The sequence below is a fragment of the Cellulomonas pakistanensis genome (assembly GCF_016862755.1).
Lineage (GTDB): Bacteria > Actinomycetota > Actinomycetes > Actinomycetales > Cellulomonadaceae > Cellulomonas > Cellulomonas pakistanensis.
In genome coordinates this window covers 1-13,023 of record NZ_BONO01000035.1, presented here as the reverse complement: position 1 = coordinate 13,023, position 13,023 = coordinate 1, and the positions used below count along the sequence as shown (strand labels likewise).

At 74.5% G+C, this 13,023-nt stretch carries 13 protein-coding genes; 10 read left to right on the top strand and 3 right to left on the bottom strand.

What is annotated here, in order from left to right; translation table 11 throughout:
• The first annotated feature begins 23 nt into the window (after positions 1 to 23).
• Together Cpa01nite_RS17430 and Cpa01nite_RS17425 are read left to right on the top strand one after the other, a co-directional pair.
• On the top strand, positions 24 to 914 hold the full coding sequence (locus tag Cpa01nite_RS17430) for an inositol monophosphatase family protein (protein ID WP_373307470.1): 891 nt from the start codon (positions 24 to 26) through the stop codon (positions 912 to 914).
• Between the two features lie 129 nt (positions 915 to 1,043).
• Positions 1,044 to 1,343, top strand: a complete 300-nt coding sequence (locus Cpa01nite_RS17425) for a DUF4193 domain-containing protein (protein ID WP_146835284.1) — start codon at positions 1,044 to 1,046, stop codon at positions 1,341 to 1,343.
• Positions 1,344 to 1,442: 99 nt separating this feature from the next.
• Here Cpa01nite_RS17425 and Cpa01nite_RS17420 read toward each other — a convergent pair whose 3' ends face one another.
• Positions 1,443 to 1,925, bottom strand: a complete 483-nt coding sequence (locus Cpa01nite_RS17420) for a DUF3093 domain-containing protein (RefSeq protein ID WP_203670133.1) — start codon at positions 1,923 to 1,925, stop codon at positions 1,443 to 1,445.
• Between the two features lie 44 nt (positions 1,926 to 1,969).
• Between Cpa01nite_RS17420 and dut the strand changes: the two genes are divergently transcribed.
• The 4 genes from dut to Cpa01nite_RS17400 all read left to right on the top strand — a co-directional run bounded on the left by dut (position 1,970) and on the right by Cpa01nite_RS17400 (position 4,499).
• Positions 1,970 to 2,494, top strand: coding sequence for a dUTP diphosphatase (dut, locus tag Cpa01nite_RS17415; RefSeq protein ID WP_203670132.1), 525 nt, complete (start codon positions 1,970 to 1,972; stop codon positions 2,492 to 2,494).
• Positions 2,495 to 2,568: 74 nt separating this feature from the next.
• On the top strand, positions 2,569 to 3,339 hold the full coding sequence (locus Cpa01nite_RS17410; RefSeq protein ID WP_203670131.1) for a DUF3710 domain-containing protein: 771 nt from the start codon (positions 2,569 to 2,571) through the stop codon (positions 3,337 to 3,339).
• Positions 3,340 to 3,349: 10 nt separating this feature from the next.
• On the top strand, positions 3,350 to 3,718 hold the full coding sequence (locus tag Cpa01nite_RS17405; RefSeq protein WP_203670154.1) for an OB-fold nucleic acid binding domain-containing protein: 369 nt from the start codon (positions 3,350 to 3,352) through the stop codon (positions 3,716 to 3,718).
• Positions 3,711 to 4,499 (top strand): DUF3159 domain-containing protein, encoded by a 789-nt coding sequence (locus Cpa01nite_RS17400; RefSeq protein WP_239068894.1) that lies wholly within the window; start codon positions 3,711 to 3,713, stop codon positions 4,497 to 4,499. The genes Cpa01nite_RS17405 and Cpa01nite_RS17400 overlap by 8 nt, the downstream gene beginning before the upstream one ends.
• Here Cpa01nite_RS17400 and Cpa01nite_RS17395 read toward each other — a convergent pair.
• Both Cpa01nite_RS17395 and Cpa01nite_RS17390 read right to left on the bottom strand, forming a co-directional pair.
• The gene (locus tag Cpa01nite_RS17395; protein WP_203670130.1) at positions 4,408 to 5,106 is read right to left on the bottom strand and encodes a potassium channel family protein; all 699 of its coding nucleotides are present in this window, start codon (positions 5,104 to 5,106) and stop codon (positions 4,408 to 4,410) included. The two genes, Cpa01nite_RS17400 and Cpa01nite_RS17395, sit on opposite strands and share 92 nt — an antisense overlap.
• Entirely contained in the window at positions 5,103 to 5,753 is a 651-nt protein-coding gene (locus tag Cpa01nite_RS17390) for a potassium channel family protein (RefSeq protein ID WP_203670152.1), read from the bottom strand. Before Cpa01nite_RS17390 ends, Cpa01nite_RS17395 begins: the two co-directional genes overlap by 4 nt.
• A 97-nt stretch (positions 5,754 to 5,850) precedes the next feature.
• Between Cpa01nite_RS17390 and Cpa01nite_RS17385 the strand changes: the two genes are divergently transcribed.
• The 4 genes from Cpa01nite_RS17385 to Cpa01nite_RS17370 all read left to right on the top strand — a co-directional run bounded on the left by Cpa01nite_RS17385 (position 5,851) and on the right by Cpa01nite_RS17370 (position 12,600).
• On the top strand, positions 5,851 to 7,854 hold the full coding sequence (locus Cpa01nite_RS17385; protein ID WP_203670129.1) for an APC family permease: 2,004 nt from the start codon (positions 5,851 to 5,853) through the stop codon (positions 7,852 to 7,854).
• Entirely contained in the window at positions 7,844 to 9,124 is a 1,281-nt protein-coding gene (locus tag Cpa01nite_RS17380) for a class I SAM-dependent RNA methyltransferase (protein ID WP_203670128.1), read from the top strand. The genes Cpa01nite_RS17385 and Cpa01nite_RS17380 overlap by 11 nt, the downstream gene beginning before the upstream one ends.
• 308 nt (positions 9,125 to 9,432) lie before the next feature.
• Complete coding sequence (locus Cpa01nite_RS17375; RefSeq protein WP_203670127.1) at positions 9,433 to 9,615, top strand: translation initiation factor 2; 183 nt, start codon at positions 9,433 to 9,435, stop codon at positions 9,613 to 9,615.
• Between the two features lie 174 nt (positions 9,616 to 9,789).
• On the top strand, positions 9,790 to 12,600 hold the full coding sequence (locus Cpa01nite_RS17370) for an aconitate hydratase (protein WP_239068893.1): 2,811 nt from the start codon (positions 9,790 to 9,792) through the stop codon (positions 12,598 to 12,600).
• The last annotated feature ends 423 nt before the right edge of the window (positions 12,601 to 13,023 follow it).

Genomic DNA, 13,023 nt, shown 5'->3' with positions numbered 1-13,023 from the left:
CCGTCCTCGGGCAGGATGGGCGCGTGACGAGCGCCGCCCAGCCCACGCCCACGCCCGCCGACCCCGCCGCCCGCGTCGACCCCGCCCCGCTGCCGGACCCCGCCGAGGTCCGCGCCCTCAGCGAGCTGGCCGAGCGCGTGGCGCGCTCCGCGGGCGACCTCATCCGCGCCACCCGCCCCGCCCGGGTGCAGGTGGCCGCGACCAAGTCCAGCGACGTCGACCCCGTGACCGCGATGGACCTCGCGTCGGAGTCGCACCTGCGCGCGCTGCTGGCCGAGCACCGGCCGCACGACGGGGTGCTGGGGGAGGAGCACGGCCTGGAGCCCGGCACGAGCGGCCTCACCTGGGTGCTCGACCCGATCGACGGGACGGTCAACTACCTCTACGGGGTCCCCGCCTTCGCGGTGTCCGTCGGCGTGGTGGCGGGCGACCCCGACCCGGCGCGCTGGACGCCGGTCGCGGGCTGCGTGCACGCGGTCGAGGACAGCCGGACGTACACGGCGGGGCGCGGCCAGGGGGCGTTCCGCGACGGCGTCCGCCTGGAGGTGAACCCGGCGCGGCCGCTGGCCTCGTCGCTGGTCGGCACCGGGTTCGGGTACCTCGCGGCCCGGCGCCGCGCGCAGGGCCGGGTGCTCGCCGAGCTGCTGCCCCGGGTCCGGGACGTCCGGCGCATCGGCTCGGCGGCGCTCGACCTGTGCCGGGTGGCCGAGGGCTCCCTCGACGCGCACTACGAGCGCGGGCTCAACCCGTGGGACCTCGCGGCCGGCCAGGTGATCGCGATCGAGGCGGGTGCCCAGGTCAGCGGCCTGCGCGGGGCCCCGGCGGGCGTCGAGATGTCGGTCGTCGGGCCCGCAGCGACGGTGCACGAGCTGGCCGCGCTGCTCGCCGAGCTGGGCGCCGACGCGGACGACTGAGCCGGGCGTGCGCCGCGCTCCGAAATGAGGCACAATCCGGGGCGCCTGACCGGGAACAAACCGCGAGCCCCGTTCGCTTGATCCCGCGTACGCCGATCCCGACCACCAGACGGAGCGTGACCACACCACATGGCAACCGACTACGACGCCCCGCGCAAGACCGAGGAGGACCTCAGCGAGGACTCGCTGCAGGAGCTCCAGGCCCGGCGCTCCGACAAGAACTCGGGCGTGGTGGACGAGGACGAGACCGAAGCCGCAGAGGGGTTCGAGCTCCCGGGCGCGGACCTGTCGGGCGAGGAGCTCTCGGTCCGGGTGCTCCCGCGCCAGGCCGACGAGTTCACCTGCTCGAAGTGCTTCCTGGTCCACCACCGCAGCCAGCTCGCCTACGAGAAGGACGGCATGCCCGTCTGCTCGGAGTGCGCGGCCTGAGCTGCCCACGGGCGTGGCGCCGGTCCTGACCGGCGGGCGCGCCCCCTCCAGCCGTCACGACGCCGGCCGGACCCCCGTGGTCCGGCCGGCGTCGTCGTGTCAGCGGGTGCCCGGGTCGCCGGCGCCCGCGGCCGGGTCCCCGCCGAGCGCAGCGACCAGCTCGGCGGGCCGCCGGGTCGACACCACCCAGTAGGGCGTCGGGTCGGCCGGGTCGTCCAGCTCCACCCGGACGGCCGTCCGCACCCAGCCGCGCAGGCACACGTGCGCGCGCGCGTCCAGGCCGGGGCCGAGCTCGTGCCGGGTCTCCGCCGCGTCGAGGGCGCGGGGCGCGCGCAGCAGCGCGACCGGCACGTGCGCGTCGCCGGCGTGCAGCTCGCCGCCCTCGACCCGGACGGGCGTGGACAGCCGGACCGCGGCGGCCGCGGCGGCGACCAGGCCCGCGGCGGCGGCGACCGCGGCGGCGACCGGCGACAGCGGCACCAGCACGATCCCCAGCATCGCGGCGAGGGCGGGCACGGCGAGCCAGCCGGCGGGAGAGGGCCAGAGGCGCTCGGCGAAGGCGGGGGCGGTCGTCGTCTGCACGGACCCAGCATCCCACCCGGGCGCGGCGGGTAGGGTCGGGGCCCGTGACGGACGACGCGCCCGCCCCCGCGGCCACCGAGACGACGACCATCCTGCTGCGCCGCCTCGACGAGGGCGTGCCGGTCCCCGCCTACGCGCACCCCGGCGACGCCGGTGCCGACCTGGTGACCCGGGTGGACGCCACCATCGAGCCCGGCGAGCGGGTCACCCTGCCGACCGGCGTCGCGATCGCGCTGCCCGAGGGCTACGCCGCCTTCGTGCACCCGCGTTCCGGCCTCGCCGCGCGGCACGGCCTGACGATCGTCAACGCGCCCGGCACCGTCGATGCGGGCTACCGCGGCGAGATCGCCGTGACGCTGCTGAACACCGACGCGCGCGAGCCCGTCGTGCTGCACCGCGGCGACCGCGTCGCCCAGCTCGTGATCCAGCGGGTCGAGCGAGCCGCGTTCGTCGAGGCGGCCGAGCTGCCGGACTCCGTCCGCGGCGCGGGCGGGTTCGGGTCGAGCGGCGGCTGGCACGCCGCCGGGGGTACGGGTGCGCCCACGGCGGACACGCAGGCGGCCCGCTAGGTGGTCCGCCGGGCGCGGACTACTGTGGTGACGAACGTGCCCGCGACGCGGGCGACCCGGGGAAGGGACTGAGGGTGGCGCTATTCCGGCGCGGTGCGAAGGACCGCACCGCCCAGGACGAGACCGCGGCCGGCGTCGACGCAGCCGAGGCGGTGGCCGACCCGGCGACCCCCGCGGTCGACCTGGCCCAGGACCCGACCCCGGAGCCCCCCGCGGCGCCGGCCGTCGACCGGTCGTCCGGTCCGTGGGACTCCGGCGAGGAGGTCCCCGCCGGACCGCGCGTCGACCTGGGCGCCCTGCGGCTGCCCGGCGTGCACGGCATGGAGCTGCGCATGGAGATCGACAAGAAGTCGGGGACGGTCACGGCCGTCGGCGTGACGATCGACGGCTCCACGCTGCAGATGCAGGCGTTCGCCGCGCCGCGCACCGACGGCATCTGGGACGAGATCCGCGAGGAGATCGGCGAGTCCGTGCGCAAGCAGGGCGGCGCCGTCGACGACGTGCCCGGCCCGTTCGGCCGCGAGCTGCTCGCGCGCCTCCCCGTGCGCACCCCCGAGGGCCGGACCGGCCACCGCCCCGCGCGATTCGTCGGCGTCGACGGCCCCCGCTGGTTCCTGCGGGGCGTCATCACCGGCCGCGCCGCGGTCGACGAGGCCGCCGCCGCGCAGCTCGAGGACCTGTTCCGCCGCACCGTCGTGGTGCGCGGCACCGAGGCCCGCGCCCCGCGCGACCTGCTCGCGCTCACCCTGCCGGACCAGGCCGCGGCCCCGAAGCCGCCCGTCGAGCCGGCCGCCCCCACGTTCGACCCGCTGCAGCGCGGGCCGGAGATCACGGAGATCCGCTGACATGTCGCCGCTGTCGCTGCGCGAGGGCCTGCGCAAGGCCGTCGCGTCGCAGGAGGAGATCGAGGCCGACGAGGAGCGCGAGGACGCCGTCCGAGCGAAGGGCTGCGTGCCCGTCTCCCAGACGCCCGACCGGCACCGCGTGAAGGTGTCGGGCGTCATCCGCTCGGTCGTGCTGCGCCCGCGCCAGGGCGTCCCCGCGCTCGAGGCCGACCTGTACGACGGCAGCGGCAACCTGGTGCTCGTCTGGCTGGGCCGCCGCGAGATCGCCGGCATCGAGCCGGGCCGCCGGCTCAAGGTCGAGGGCCTGGTGTGCACCCGCGAGGGCCGGCGCTCGATGTTCAACCCCCGCTACGAGCTGCGGCCGCGTCCGGGTGAGTGACCCGACGGCCCCGACCGGCCCCGGCACGCACGAGCCGCGCGGGACGCAGGAGCCGCCGCCGGTCCCCGCCGCGGGTGCGCCGGAGGACGCCGTGCCCGCGCGCGGCATGCGCGCGATCGAGGCGGACGACTTCTCGCTCGCCGAGTCCGTCGGCGGCGTGCGCGGGGCGGTGGAGTCCGTGCTGCCCGGCCTGCTGTTCGTCGTCGTCTACGTCGTGGCCGGCCAGGAGCTGCGCCCCGCGCTGATCGCCGCCGTCGCCGCGGCCGTCGTGGCCGTCGTCGCGCGCCTCGTCCAGCGCAGCCCGCTGACCCAGGCGCTGTCGGGCGTCCTCGGCGTCGGCATCGGCGTGGTCTGGGCGTGGCGCACCGGCGACGCGAGCGACTACTTCGCGTGGGGCCTGCTCACCAACGTCGCCTACCTGCTGGCGTTCGTCGTGTCGGTCCTGGTCCGCTGGCCGCTGGTCGGCCTGGTGCTCGGCCTGTTCCGCGGCGACGGGCCGATGTCGGAGTCGGGCTCCTGGGCCGGCGCCGTCGCGTGGCGGCGGGACCCGGCGCTGCTGCGCCGGTACGCGCTGGTGACCTGGCTGTGGGCCGGGATGTTCGGCCTGCGCCTGCTCGTGCAGGTGCCGCTGTACTACGCTGACGAGGTCGCCTGGCTCGGCACCGCCAAGCTCGTGATGGGCGTGCCGCTCACCGCGCTGGTGCTGTGGGCGAGCTGGATCCTGGTACGCGGCTCGAGAGCAGCGCGGCCAGGTCGGCCTCGGACGCCTCGCGGCCGGTGACGAACAGCAGCTCGTCCCCGCCCTCGAGCGTGTCGTCGCCCGACGGCTGGAACGGGCGGTCGTCGCGCACGATCGCGGCGAGCACGGTGTCCGCCGGCCAGTCGATCTGACCGACCATCGACCCGGCCAGCGGCGAGTCGTCCGGCAGGGTCAGCTCGAGGATGTCCGCGCCGGACTGGTGGAACGTGAAGATCCGCACCAGGTCGCCGACGGAGACGGCCTCCTCGATCATCGCCGTCATGATCCGCGGCGTGGACACCGCGACGTCGACGCCCCAGGCCTCGTCGAACATCCACTCGTTCTTCGGGTTGTTCACGCGGGCGACCGTGCGCGGCACGCCGTACTCGGTCTTCGCGAGCAGGGAGATCACCAGGTTGGCCTTGTCGTCGCCGGTCGCGGCCACGACCACGTCGCACTCGTCGGTGCGCGCCTGCGTGAGCGTGGGCAGCTCGCACGCGTCGGCCAGCAGCCAGTCCGCGTCGGCGACCTGGGCCACGCGCATCGCCGACGGCTGCCGGTCGATCAGCGTGACCTCGTGGCCGTTCGCGAGCAGCTCGCGCGCGATGGAGCGGCCGACCGAGCCGGCGCCCGCGATGACGACCCTCATGCCTGCACCTCCGGCGCCGCGGTGACGATGCGCTCGACGGTGGCCGACTCCTCGGCCCGGAGCAGCAGGTGCACGATGTCGTTCTCCTGCAGGACGGTCTGGGCGTCGGGCAGCAGCCCGTCGCCGTAGCGGGTGAGGTAGGCGACGCGGGCGCCGCTGGCCTCCTCGAGCAGGCGGAGCGGCTTGCCCACCCACCCGTCGTGCACGTCGACCTCGGAGAGGCTGATCTTGCCGGACGCGTCGGTGAACTGGCTGGTCGCGCCCATCGGGAGCATCCGGCGGAGCACCTGGTCGGCGGTCCACCGCACGGTCGCGACCGTGGGGATGCCGAGCCGCTGGTAGATCTCGGCCCGGTGCGGGTCGTAGATCCGGGCGACCACGTTCTCGACGCCGAACGTCTCCCGCACGACGCGCGCGGCGAGGATGTTCGAGTTGTCGCCGTCGGACACGGCCGCGAAGCCGTAGGCGTCGTCGATGCCGGCCTGGCGCAGCGTGTCCCGGTCGAAGCCGAGGCCCGTGACCTTGCTGCCGGCGAACTCCGCGTCGAGCCGGCGGAACGAGTCGGGGTTCTGGTCGATGACCGCGACGGAGTGGCCGTGGCCCTCCAGCGACTGCGCGAGCGTCGCGCCGGCGCGGCCGCAGCCCATGATCACGAAGTGCACAACGCGGAACGCTATACCCCCGCGCGGGTCCCACGCCGCGGCCGGTGCCGGAACCGTCGCGGTGCGCCTAGCATGGTCGCTCGTGCCGGATCTCGCGGATGCCGCCAAACGCTTGCTGCTGGGCCGACCGGTCCGCAGCGAGAACCTGGGGCACACCCTCCTCCCGAAGCGGATCGCCCTGCCGATCTTCGCGTCGGACGCCCTGTCGTCGGTCGCCTACGCCCCCGACGAGGTGCTGCTGACGCTCGCCCTCGCGGGCGTGAGCGCCACCGTCATCTCGCCGTGGGTCGGCCTGGCGGTCGTGGTCGTCATGATCACCGTGATCGCGTCGTACCGGCAGAACGTGCACGCGTACCCGTCGGGCGGCGGCGACTACGAGGTCGCCACCGTGAACCTCGGGCCGAAGGCCGGCGTCACCGTCGCGAGCGCGCTGCTCGTCGACTACGTGCTCACCGTCGCGGTGTCCGTGTCGTCGGGCGCGCAGTACGCGGCGTCCGCGATCCCGGCGCTGCGCGGGCACGAGGCGCTGTTCGCCGTGGTCATCGTCGTGCTGCTCACCCTCGCGAACCTGCGCGGCGTCCGGGAGTCCGGCAGCGCGTTCGCGATCCCGGTGTACCTGTTCATGCTCGCCGTCGGGAGCACGGCCGTCGTCGGGTTCGTGCAGTACCTGACCGGGAACCTGCAGCCCGCCGAGAGCGCCGACCTGACGATCGTCCCGGCCGACGCGTTCGACCAGGGCCTGATGGGCGCCGCGGGCGCGTTCCTCGTGCTGCGGGCGTTCGCGTCCGGGTCCGCCGCCCTCACCGGCGTCGAGGCGATCAGCAACGGCGTCCCGTCGTTCCGCAAGCCGAAGTCCCGCAACGCCGCCACCACCCTGCTCCTGCTGGGCGCGCTGTCGGTGTTCCTCATCATGTCGATCCTCACGCTCGCGCGGCTCACCGGCGTGCACTACGTCGAGGACCCGGCCGAGCAGCTGCTCCGCGACGGGGTGCCGGTCGGCGAGGGCTACGTGCAGGACCCGGTCATCGGCCAGCTCGCGCAGACGATCTTCCACTCGTTCCCGCCGGCGTTCTACCTGGTGTCCGTGGTCACCGGTCTCATCCTGATCCTGGCCGCGAACACCGCGTTCAACGGGTTCCCGGTGCTCGGCTCGATCCTCGCCAAGGACGGCTACCTGCCGCGCCAGCTGCACACCCGCGGCGACCGCCTCGCGTTCTCCAACGGCATCCTGGCGCTGGCCGCCGGGGCGATCGCGCTCATCCTGGCGTTCGACGCCCAGGTGACCCGGCTGATCCAGCTGTACATCGTCGGCGTCTTCGTGTCGTTCACGCTGTCCCAGCTCGGCATGATCAAGCACTGGACCCGCGAGCTGCGCACCCAGCCCGACCCGCGCCGCCGGCAGCAGATGCTCCGGTCCCGGGTCATCAACGCGATCGGCTTCGGCATGACCGCGACCGTGCTCGTCATCGTGCTGATCACGAAGTTCACGCACGGTGCGTGGATCGCGATCCTGGCCATGATCGTCGTGTTCGTCGGCATGCAGGGCATCCGGCGGCACTACGACGCCGTGCGCGCCGAGCTCGCTCTGGGCGCCGACCCGTCCGCCGCCCGCGCGCTCCCGAGCCGCGTGCACGCCCTCGTGCTGGTCTCGCACCTGCACCGGCCGACCATGCGGGCGATCGCGTACGCCCGGGCGTCGCGCCCCCAGACCATCGAGGCCGTCACCGTCGGCGTCGACCCCGAGGACGCGGCCGCGCTGCGCGCGCAGTGGGAGGCCATGGACCTGCCGGTGCCGCTGCGGGTGCTCGACTCGCCGTTCCGCGAGATCACGCGGCCCGTCATCACCTACGTCCGCTCGATCCGGCGGGAGAGCCCGCGGGACCTGGTGGTCGTCTACATCCCCGAGTACGTCGTGGGCCACTGGTGGGAGCAGCTGCTGCACAACCAGAGCGCGCTGCGGCTGAAGGGCCGTCTGCTGTTCACGCCGGGCGTCGTCGTGGCGTCCGTCCCGTGGCAGCTCGCATCGACCGAAGGGCAGACCGGCATGGAGGACCACGTGCGACGGACCACCCACCGTGGGCTCTGAGGCGCGGGGCGCCGCGGCGCCCGGGGACCTGGTCGAGCTCGAGGTCGGGCCGGTGGCCCACGGCGGGCACTGCGTCGCGCGCCTGCGGACGCCCGGTGACGACGGTCCGGGGCGGGTCGTGTTCGTGCGGCACGCGCTGCCGGGGGAGCAGGTCGTCGCGCGGCTGACCGAGACGGGGGACACGGCGCGGTTCTGGCGCGCCGACGCCGTCGACGTCCTCGAGGCCTCGCCCGACCGCGTCGACTCCGCGTGGCCCGAGGCCGGCCCGGGCGGCGTCGGCGGCGGCGAGCTCGCGCACGTGCGCCCCGCCGCGCAGCGCGCGTGGAAGGCGGCGGTGCTCGCCGAGCAGCTGCAGCGGCTGGCCCGCGTCGAGCGCACGGTGCCCGTCCGCGCGCTGCCCGGCGACGACGAGCGGGGCGGCCTCGGCTGGCGCACCCGGGTCGGGTTCCTCGCCGACCGCGAGGGCCGGGCCGGCATGCGCCGGTTCCGCTCGCACGACGTCGTCGCGGTCTCGTCGATGCCGTTGATGAGCGACGCCCTGGCTGACCTCGACCTGCTCGGCCGCCGCTGGTCGGGCGGCGCGCGCATCGAGGCCGTCGCGCCGGCCGGCGGGGACGCGCCGATCGTGCTCGTCGACGACCAGCCGTTCGACCTGCGCCGCGGCAAGGTCGACCCGCGGCCGAACGCCCGGTCGGCGGTGCGCGAGCAGGTGCGGGTCGGCGAACGGGAGTGGGCGTACCGCGTGGCCGCCGCCGGCTTCTGGCAGGTGCACCGCGAGGCGCCGGCCGCGCTCACCGGCGCCGTGCTGGACGCGCTGGGCGACGTCGACGGCGGGCGGGTGCTCGACCTCTACTCCGGCGCGGGCCTGTTCACGCTGCCGCTGGCGGACGCCGTCGGGTCCTCCGGGTCCGTGGTGGCCGTCGAGGGCGACGCGCGCGCCGTCCGGGACGCGCGCCGGAACCTGCACGACCGGCCGCGGGTCGCGCTGCACGGCGGCGACGTCGCGGAGGTGCTCACGTCGGGCGCCGCCGGCGCCGGCGTCGACGCCGTGGTGCTCGACCCGCCGCGCGTGGGCGCCGGGCGCGACGTCGTGCGCGCGGTCGCCGGGCTGGCGCCGCGCCGCGTCGTGTACGTGGCCTGCGACCCGGCCGCGCTCGCGCGGGACGTGGCGTACCTGGCGGAGGAGGGCTACGGGCTCGCCGACGTCACCGGGTACGACCTGTTCCCGATGACGCACCACGTCGAGGCGGTCGCGGTCCTGGAGCGCTGACCCGGCGTCCCGGGGCGGGCCCGGCGGCCCGGGCGGGCCAGGGCTGCCGCGGCGGCGCTGCTGCCGGCGAGTTCGGAGGTTCGCGCCGACTGCGGTGGATGGAACCACCGAACTCGGCCGGAACCACCGAAGTCGCCGGAGCCACCGAGCTCGGCCGGAGCCACCGGGCTCAGTCGGCGGCGCCGGTCCCGAGCGCCGGATCGCCGCAGGTCGGGCGCCGGATGCCCTCGCGCGGGCGCGCGGGGCGTCCTAGCGTGGGACCGGGCGCCGCGGCCCGCGGCGCCGCCCACCGCCAGAAGGAGTCAGCGATGACTGCACCGCACGAGGGCGACCCCCGCGAGACCGCCGCCGAGGCGGCGCGCCGGGTGGCCGAGGCCGGCCGCCGCGCCACGACCGAGCGGGACAAGCAGGGCACCCCCGAGTACGACCCGCGCCAGCACCAGAAGGCCGTCGAGCGCGAGCGCCGCGCCGCCGAGGGCCGCGGGCTGTAGCGACCGCCGCACCGCCCGTCGCCCCTGTCGCGACCCCGGCGGCGACATCCCGGGCACGCGCCGCGGGTCGCCGTCCGGGGCGCGTCGGGTAGGATGTATCTTGACGTCAAGATACTTACCGTTCCGGTGGCCGACCCCCAGCCCGGCCGCACTCGCCAACGAAGGAGCCCACCTGTGAGCACCGTCGACAGCTTCGGGTCGAAGTCCCGGCTGCAGGTCGCCGACGACACCTACGAGATCTTCCGGCTGGACGCGGTCCCCGGCACCGAGAAGCTGCCGTACAGCCTCAAGGTCCTGGCCGAGAACCTGCTGCGGACCGAGGACGGCGCGAACATCACCGCCGACCACGTCCGCGCGCTGGCCGCGTGGGACCCGACCGCCGAGCCGGACACCGAGATCCAGTTCACGCCCGCCCGCGTGATCATGCAGGACTTCACCGGCGTGCCCTGCGTCGTCGACCTCGCCACCATGCGCGAGGCCATGGTCGACCTGGGCGGCGACCCGACGCGGATCAACCCGCTCGCGCCGGCCGAGCTCGTCATCGACCACTCCGTGCAGATCGACGTGTTCGGGCGCGAGGACGCGTTCCGCCGCAACGTCGAGATCGAGTACCAGCGCAACCACGAGCGCTACCAGTTCCTGCGCTGGGGCCAGACCGCCTTCGACGACTTCAAGGTCGTCCCGCCGGGCACCGGCATCGTCCACCAGGTCAACATCGAGTACCTGGCGCGCGGGATCATGACGCGCGAGGTGGACGGAGCGCTCCGCGCCTACCCGGACACCTGCGTCGGCACCGACTCGCACACCACGATGGTCAACGGCCTCGGCGTGCTCGGCTGGGGCGTCGGCGGCATCGAGGCCGAGGCGGCCATGCTCGGCCAGCCCGTCTCGATGCTCATCCCGCGCGTGGTCGGCTTCAAGCTCACCGGCTCGATCCCGTCCGGCGTGACCGCGACCGATGTCGTGCTCACGATCACGCAGCAGCTGCGCCAGCACGGCGTGGTCGGCAAGTTCGTCGAGTTCTACGGCGAGGGCGTGGCCCAGGTGCCGCTCGCGAACCGGGCCACCATCGGCAACATGTCGCCGGAGTTCGGGTCCACCTGCGCGATCTTCCCGATCGACGACGTCACGCTCGACTACCTGCGCCTGACCGGCCGCTCCGAGCAGCAGCTCGCGCTGGTCGAGGCGTACGCCAAGGAGCAGGGCCTCTGGCACGACCCGTCCCGCGAGCCCGCGTACTCCGAGTACCTCGAGCTCGACCTCGGCACGGTCGTCCCGTCGATCGCCGGCCCGAAGCGTCCGCAGGACCGCATCGAGCTGTCCGAGGCCAAGGAGTCGTTCGCGACCTCGATCCTCGACTACGTGTCCGACGACGAGCGCGCGGTGTTCACCGGCCTGGACGAGTCGGTCGACGAGACGTTCCCGGCCTCCGACCCGATCGCCGCGGGCGAGCACGCCGACTCCTCGGACGCGCCGGCCCACGTCGAGAGGGGCGACGCCGCCCGCCGCCCGCACAAGCGCGTGCCGGTCACCCTCGCGGACGGCACGACGACCGAGCTCGACCACGGCGCCGTCGTCATCGCGTCCATCACGTCCTGCACCAACACGTCGAACCCCTCGGTCATGCTCGCCGCGGCGCTGCTCGCGCGGAAGGCCGTCGAGCGCGGCCTCACGTCGCAGCCGTGGGTGAAGACCTCCATGGCGCCGGGCTCGCAGGTCGTGACGAACTACTACGAGAAGGCCGGCCTCTGGCCCTACCTCGAGAAGCTCGGCTTCCACCTGGTCGGCTACGGCTGCGCCACCTGCATCGGCAACTCGGGCCCGCTGCCCGAGGAGGTCTCGGCCGTCGTCAACGAGCACGACCTGTCCGTCGTGTCCGTGCTCTCGGGCAACCGGAACTTCGAGGGCCGGATCAACCCCGACGTGAAGATGAACTACCTGGCGTCCCCGCCGCTGGTGATCGCGTACGCGCTCGCCGGCACGATGGACTTCGACTTCGAGAACCAGCCGCTCGGCACGGACACGGACGGGCAGCCGGTCTTCCTCGCGGACATCTGGCCGACGCCGGAGGAGGTCCAGGCGACCATCGACGCGAGCATCGACCGCTCGATGTTCGAGTCCGACTACGCCGACGTGTTCGCGGGCGACGAGCGCTGGCGGGCGCTGGACACCCCGGAGGGCGACACCTTCGCCTGGGACGGGGAGTCCACCTACGTGCGCAAGCCCCCGTACTTCGAGGGCATGGCCGCCGAGCCGGCCCCCGTGGTCGACGTGTCGGGCGCGCGGGTGCTCGCCAAGCTGGGCGACTCCGTCACCACCGACCACATCAGCCCCGCGGGGTCGATCAAGGCGGACAGCCCGGCCGGCCGGTACCTGGCCGAGCACGGCGTCGAGCGGCGCGACTTCAACTCCTACGGGTCCCGCCGCGGCAACCACGAGGTCATGATCCGCGGCACGTTCGCGAACATCCGGCTGCGCAACCAGCTCGTGCCGGGCGTCGAGGGCGGCTTCACGGTGAACCACCTGACCGGCGAGCAGACGTCGATCTACGACGCCGCCCAGGCGTACGCCGACGCGGGCGTCCCGCTCGTGATCCTCGGTGGCAAGGAGTACGGCTCCGGCTCGTCGCGCGACTGGGCGGCCAAGGGCACGGCGCTCCTCGGCGTGAGGGCCGTCATCACCGAGTCGTTCGAGCGGATCCACCGGTCGAACCTCATCGGCATGGGCGTGCTGCCGCTGCAGTTCCCGGCGGGGGAGTCCGCGGACTCGCTCGGCCTGGACGGCACGGAGACCTTCGACATCGCCGGCATCGCGGCGCTGAACGAGGGCTCGACCCCGCGGACCGTGCACGTGACGGCCACCCGGGGCGACGGCTCGGTCGTCGAGTTCGACGCGGTGGTCCGGATCGACACCCCCGGCGAGGCGGACTACTACCGCAACGGCGGCATCCTGCAGTACGTGCTCCGGTCGCTCGTCGCGGCCTGACGCCTGCCGCCTCCCGACGCCCCCGTCGCCTGCTCGCGCAGGTGACGGGGGCGTCGTGCTGCCGGCGGCGCGGGCGTGGCCGGGGGAGTTGACGGCGGCGGGGTGCACGCGTAATGTTCTCCGAGCTGCCCGAACGGGAGGCACGGACTGCGCGGCTCGACCCGCAGGCCGGTCCCGAAGGCGGCACCCCCCGGTACGTGACCAGGCGCCTCGCGGCGCCCGGTTCGTCGTGCCGGACCGGGACCTTCCGGCAGCAATGTCGCGTGAATCACGCACAAAGCACTCCGGAAAGCCTGGTAGGGTTTAGGAGGTCGAAAGCGGTGGAGACTTTCACCGAAAACGACAGCCAGAAGCCCTGGTAGGGTTTCGGAATGTCGGAGCCGCCCGCGAGGGTGGATCGGGCAGGAAAGAAGCTCTGGTAGG

Excerpts from the sequence above, each read along its gene's own strand:
- Cpa01nite_RS17425 (WP_146835284.1), top strand. The coding sequence starts at position 1,044 with ATGGCAACCGACTACGACGCCCCGCGCAAGACCGAGGAGGACCTCAGC.
- Cpa01nite_RS17395 (WP_203670130.1), bottom strand. The coding sequence starts at position 5,106 with ATGAGGGTCGTCATCGCGGGCGCCGGCTCGGTCGGCCGCTCCATCGCG.
- Cpa01nite_RS17390 (WP_203670152.1), bottom strand. The coding sequence starts at position 5,753 with ATGGGCTGCGGCCGCGCCGGCGCGACGCTCGCGCAGTCGCTGGAGGGC.
- Cpa01nite_RS17375 (WP_203670127.1), top strand. The coding sequence starts at position 9,433 with ATGACTGCACCGCACGAGGGCGACCCCCGCGAGACCGCCGCCGAGGCG.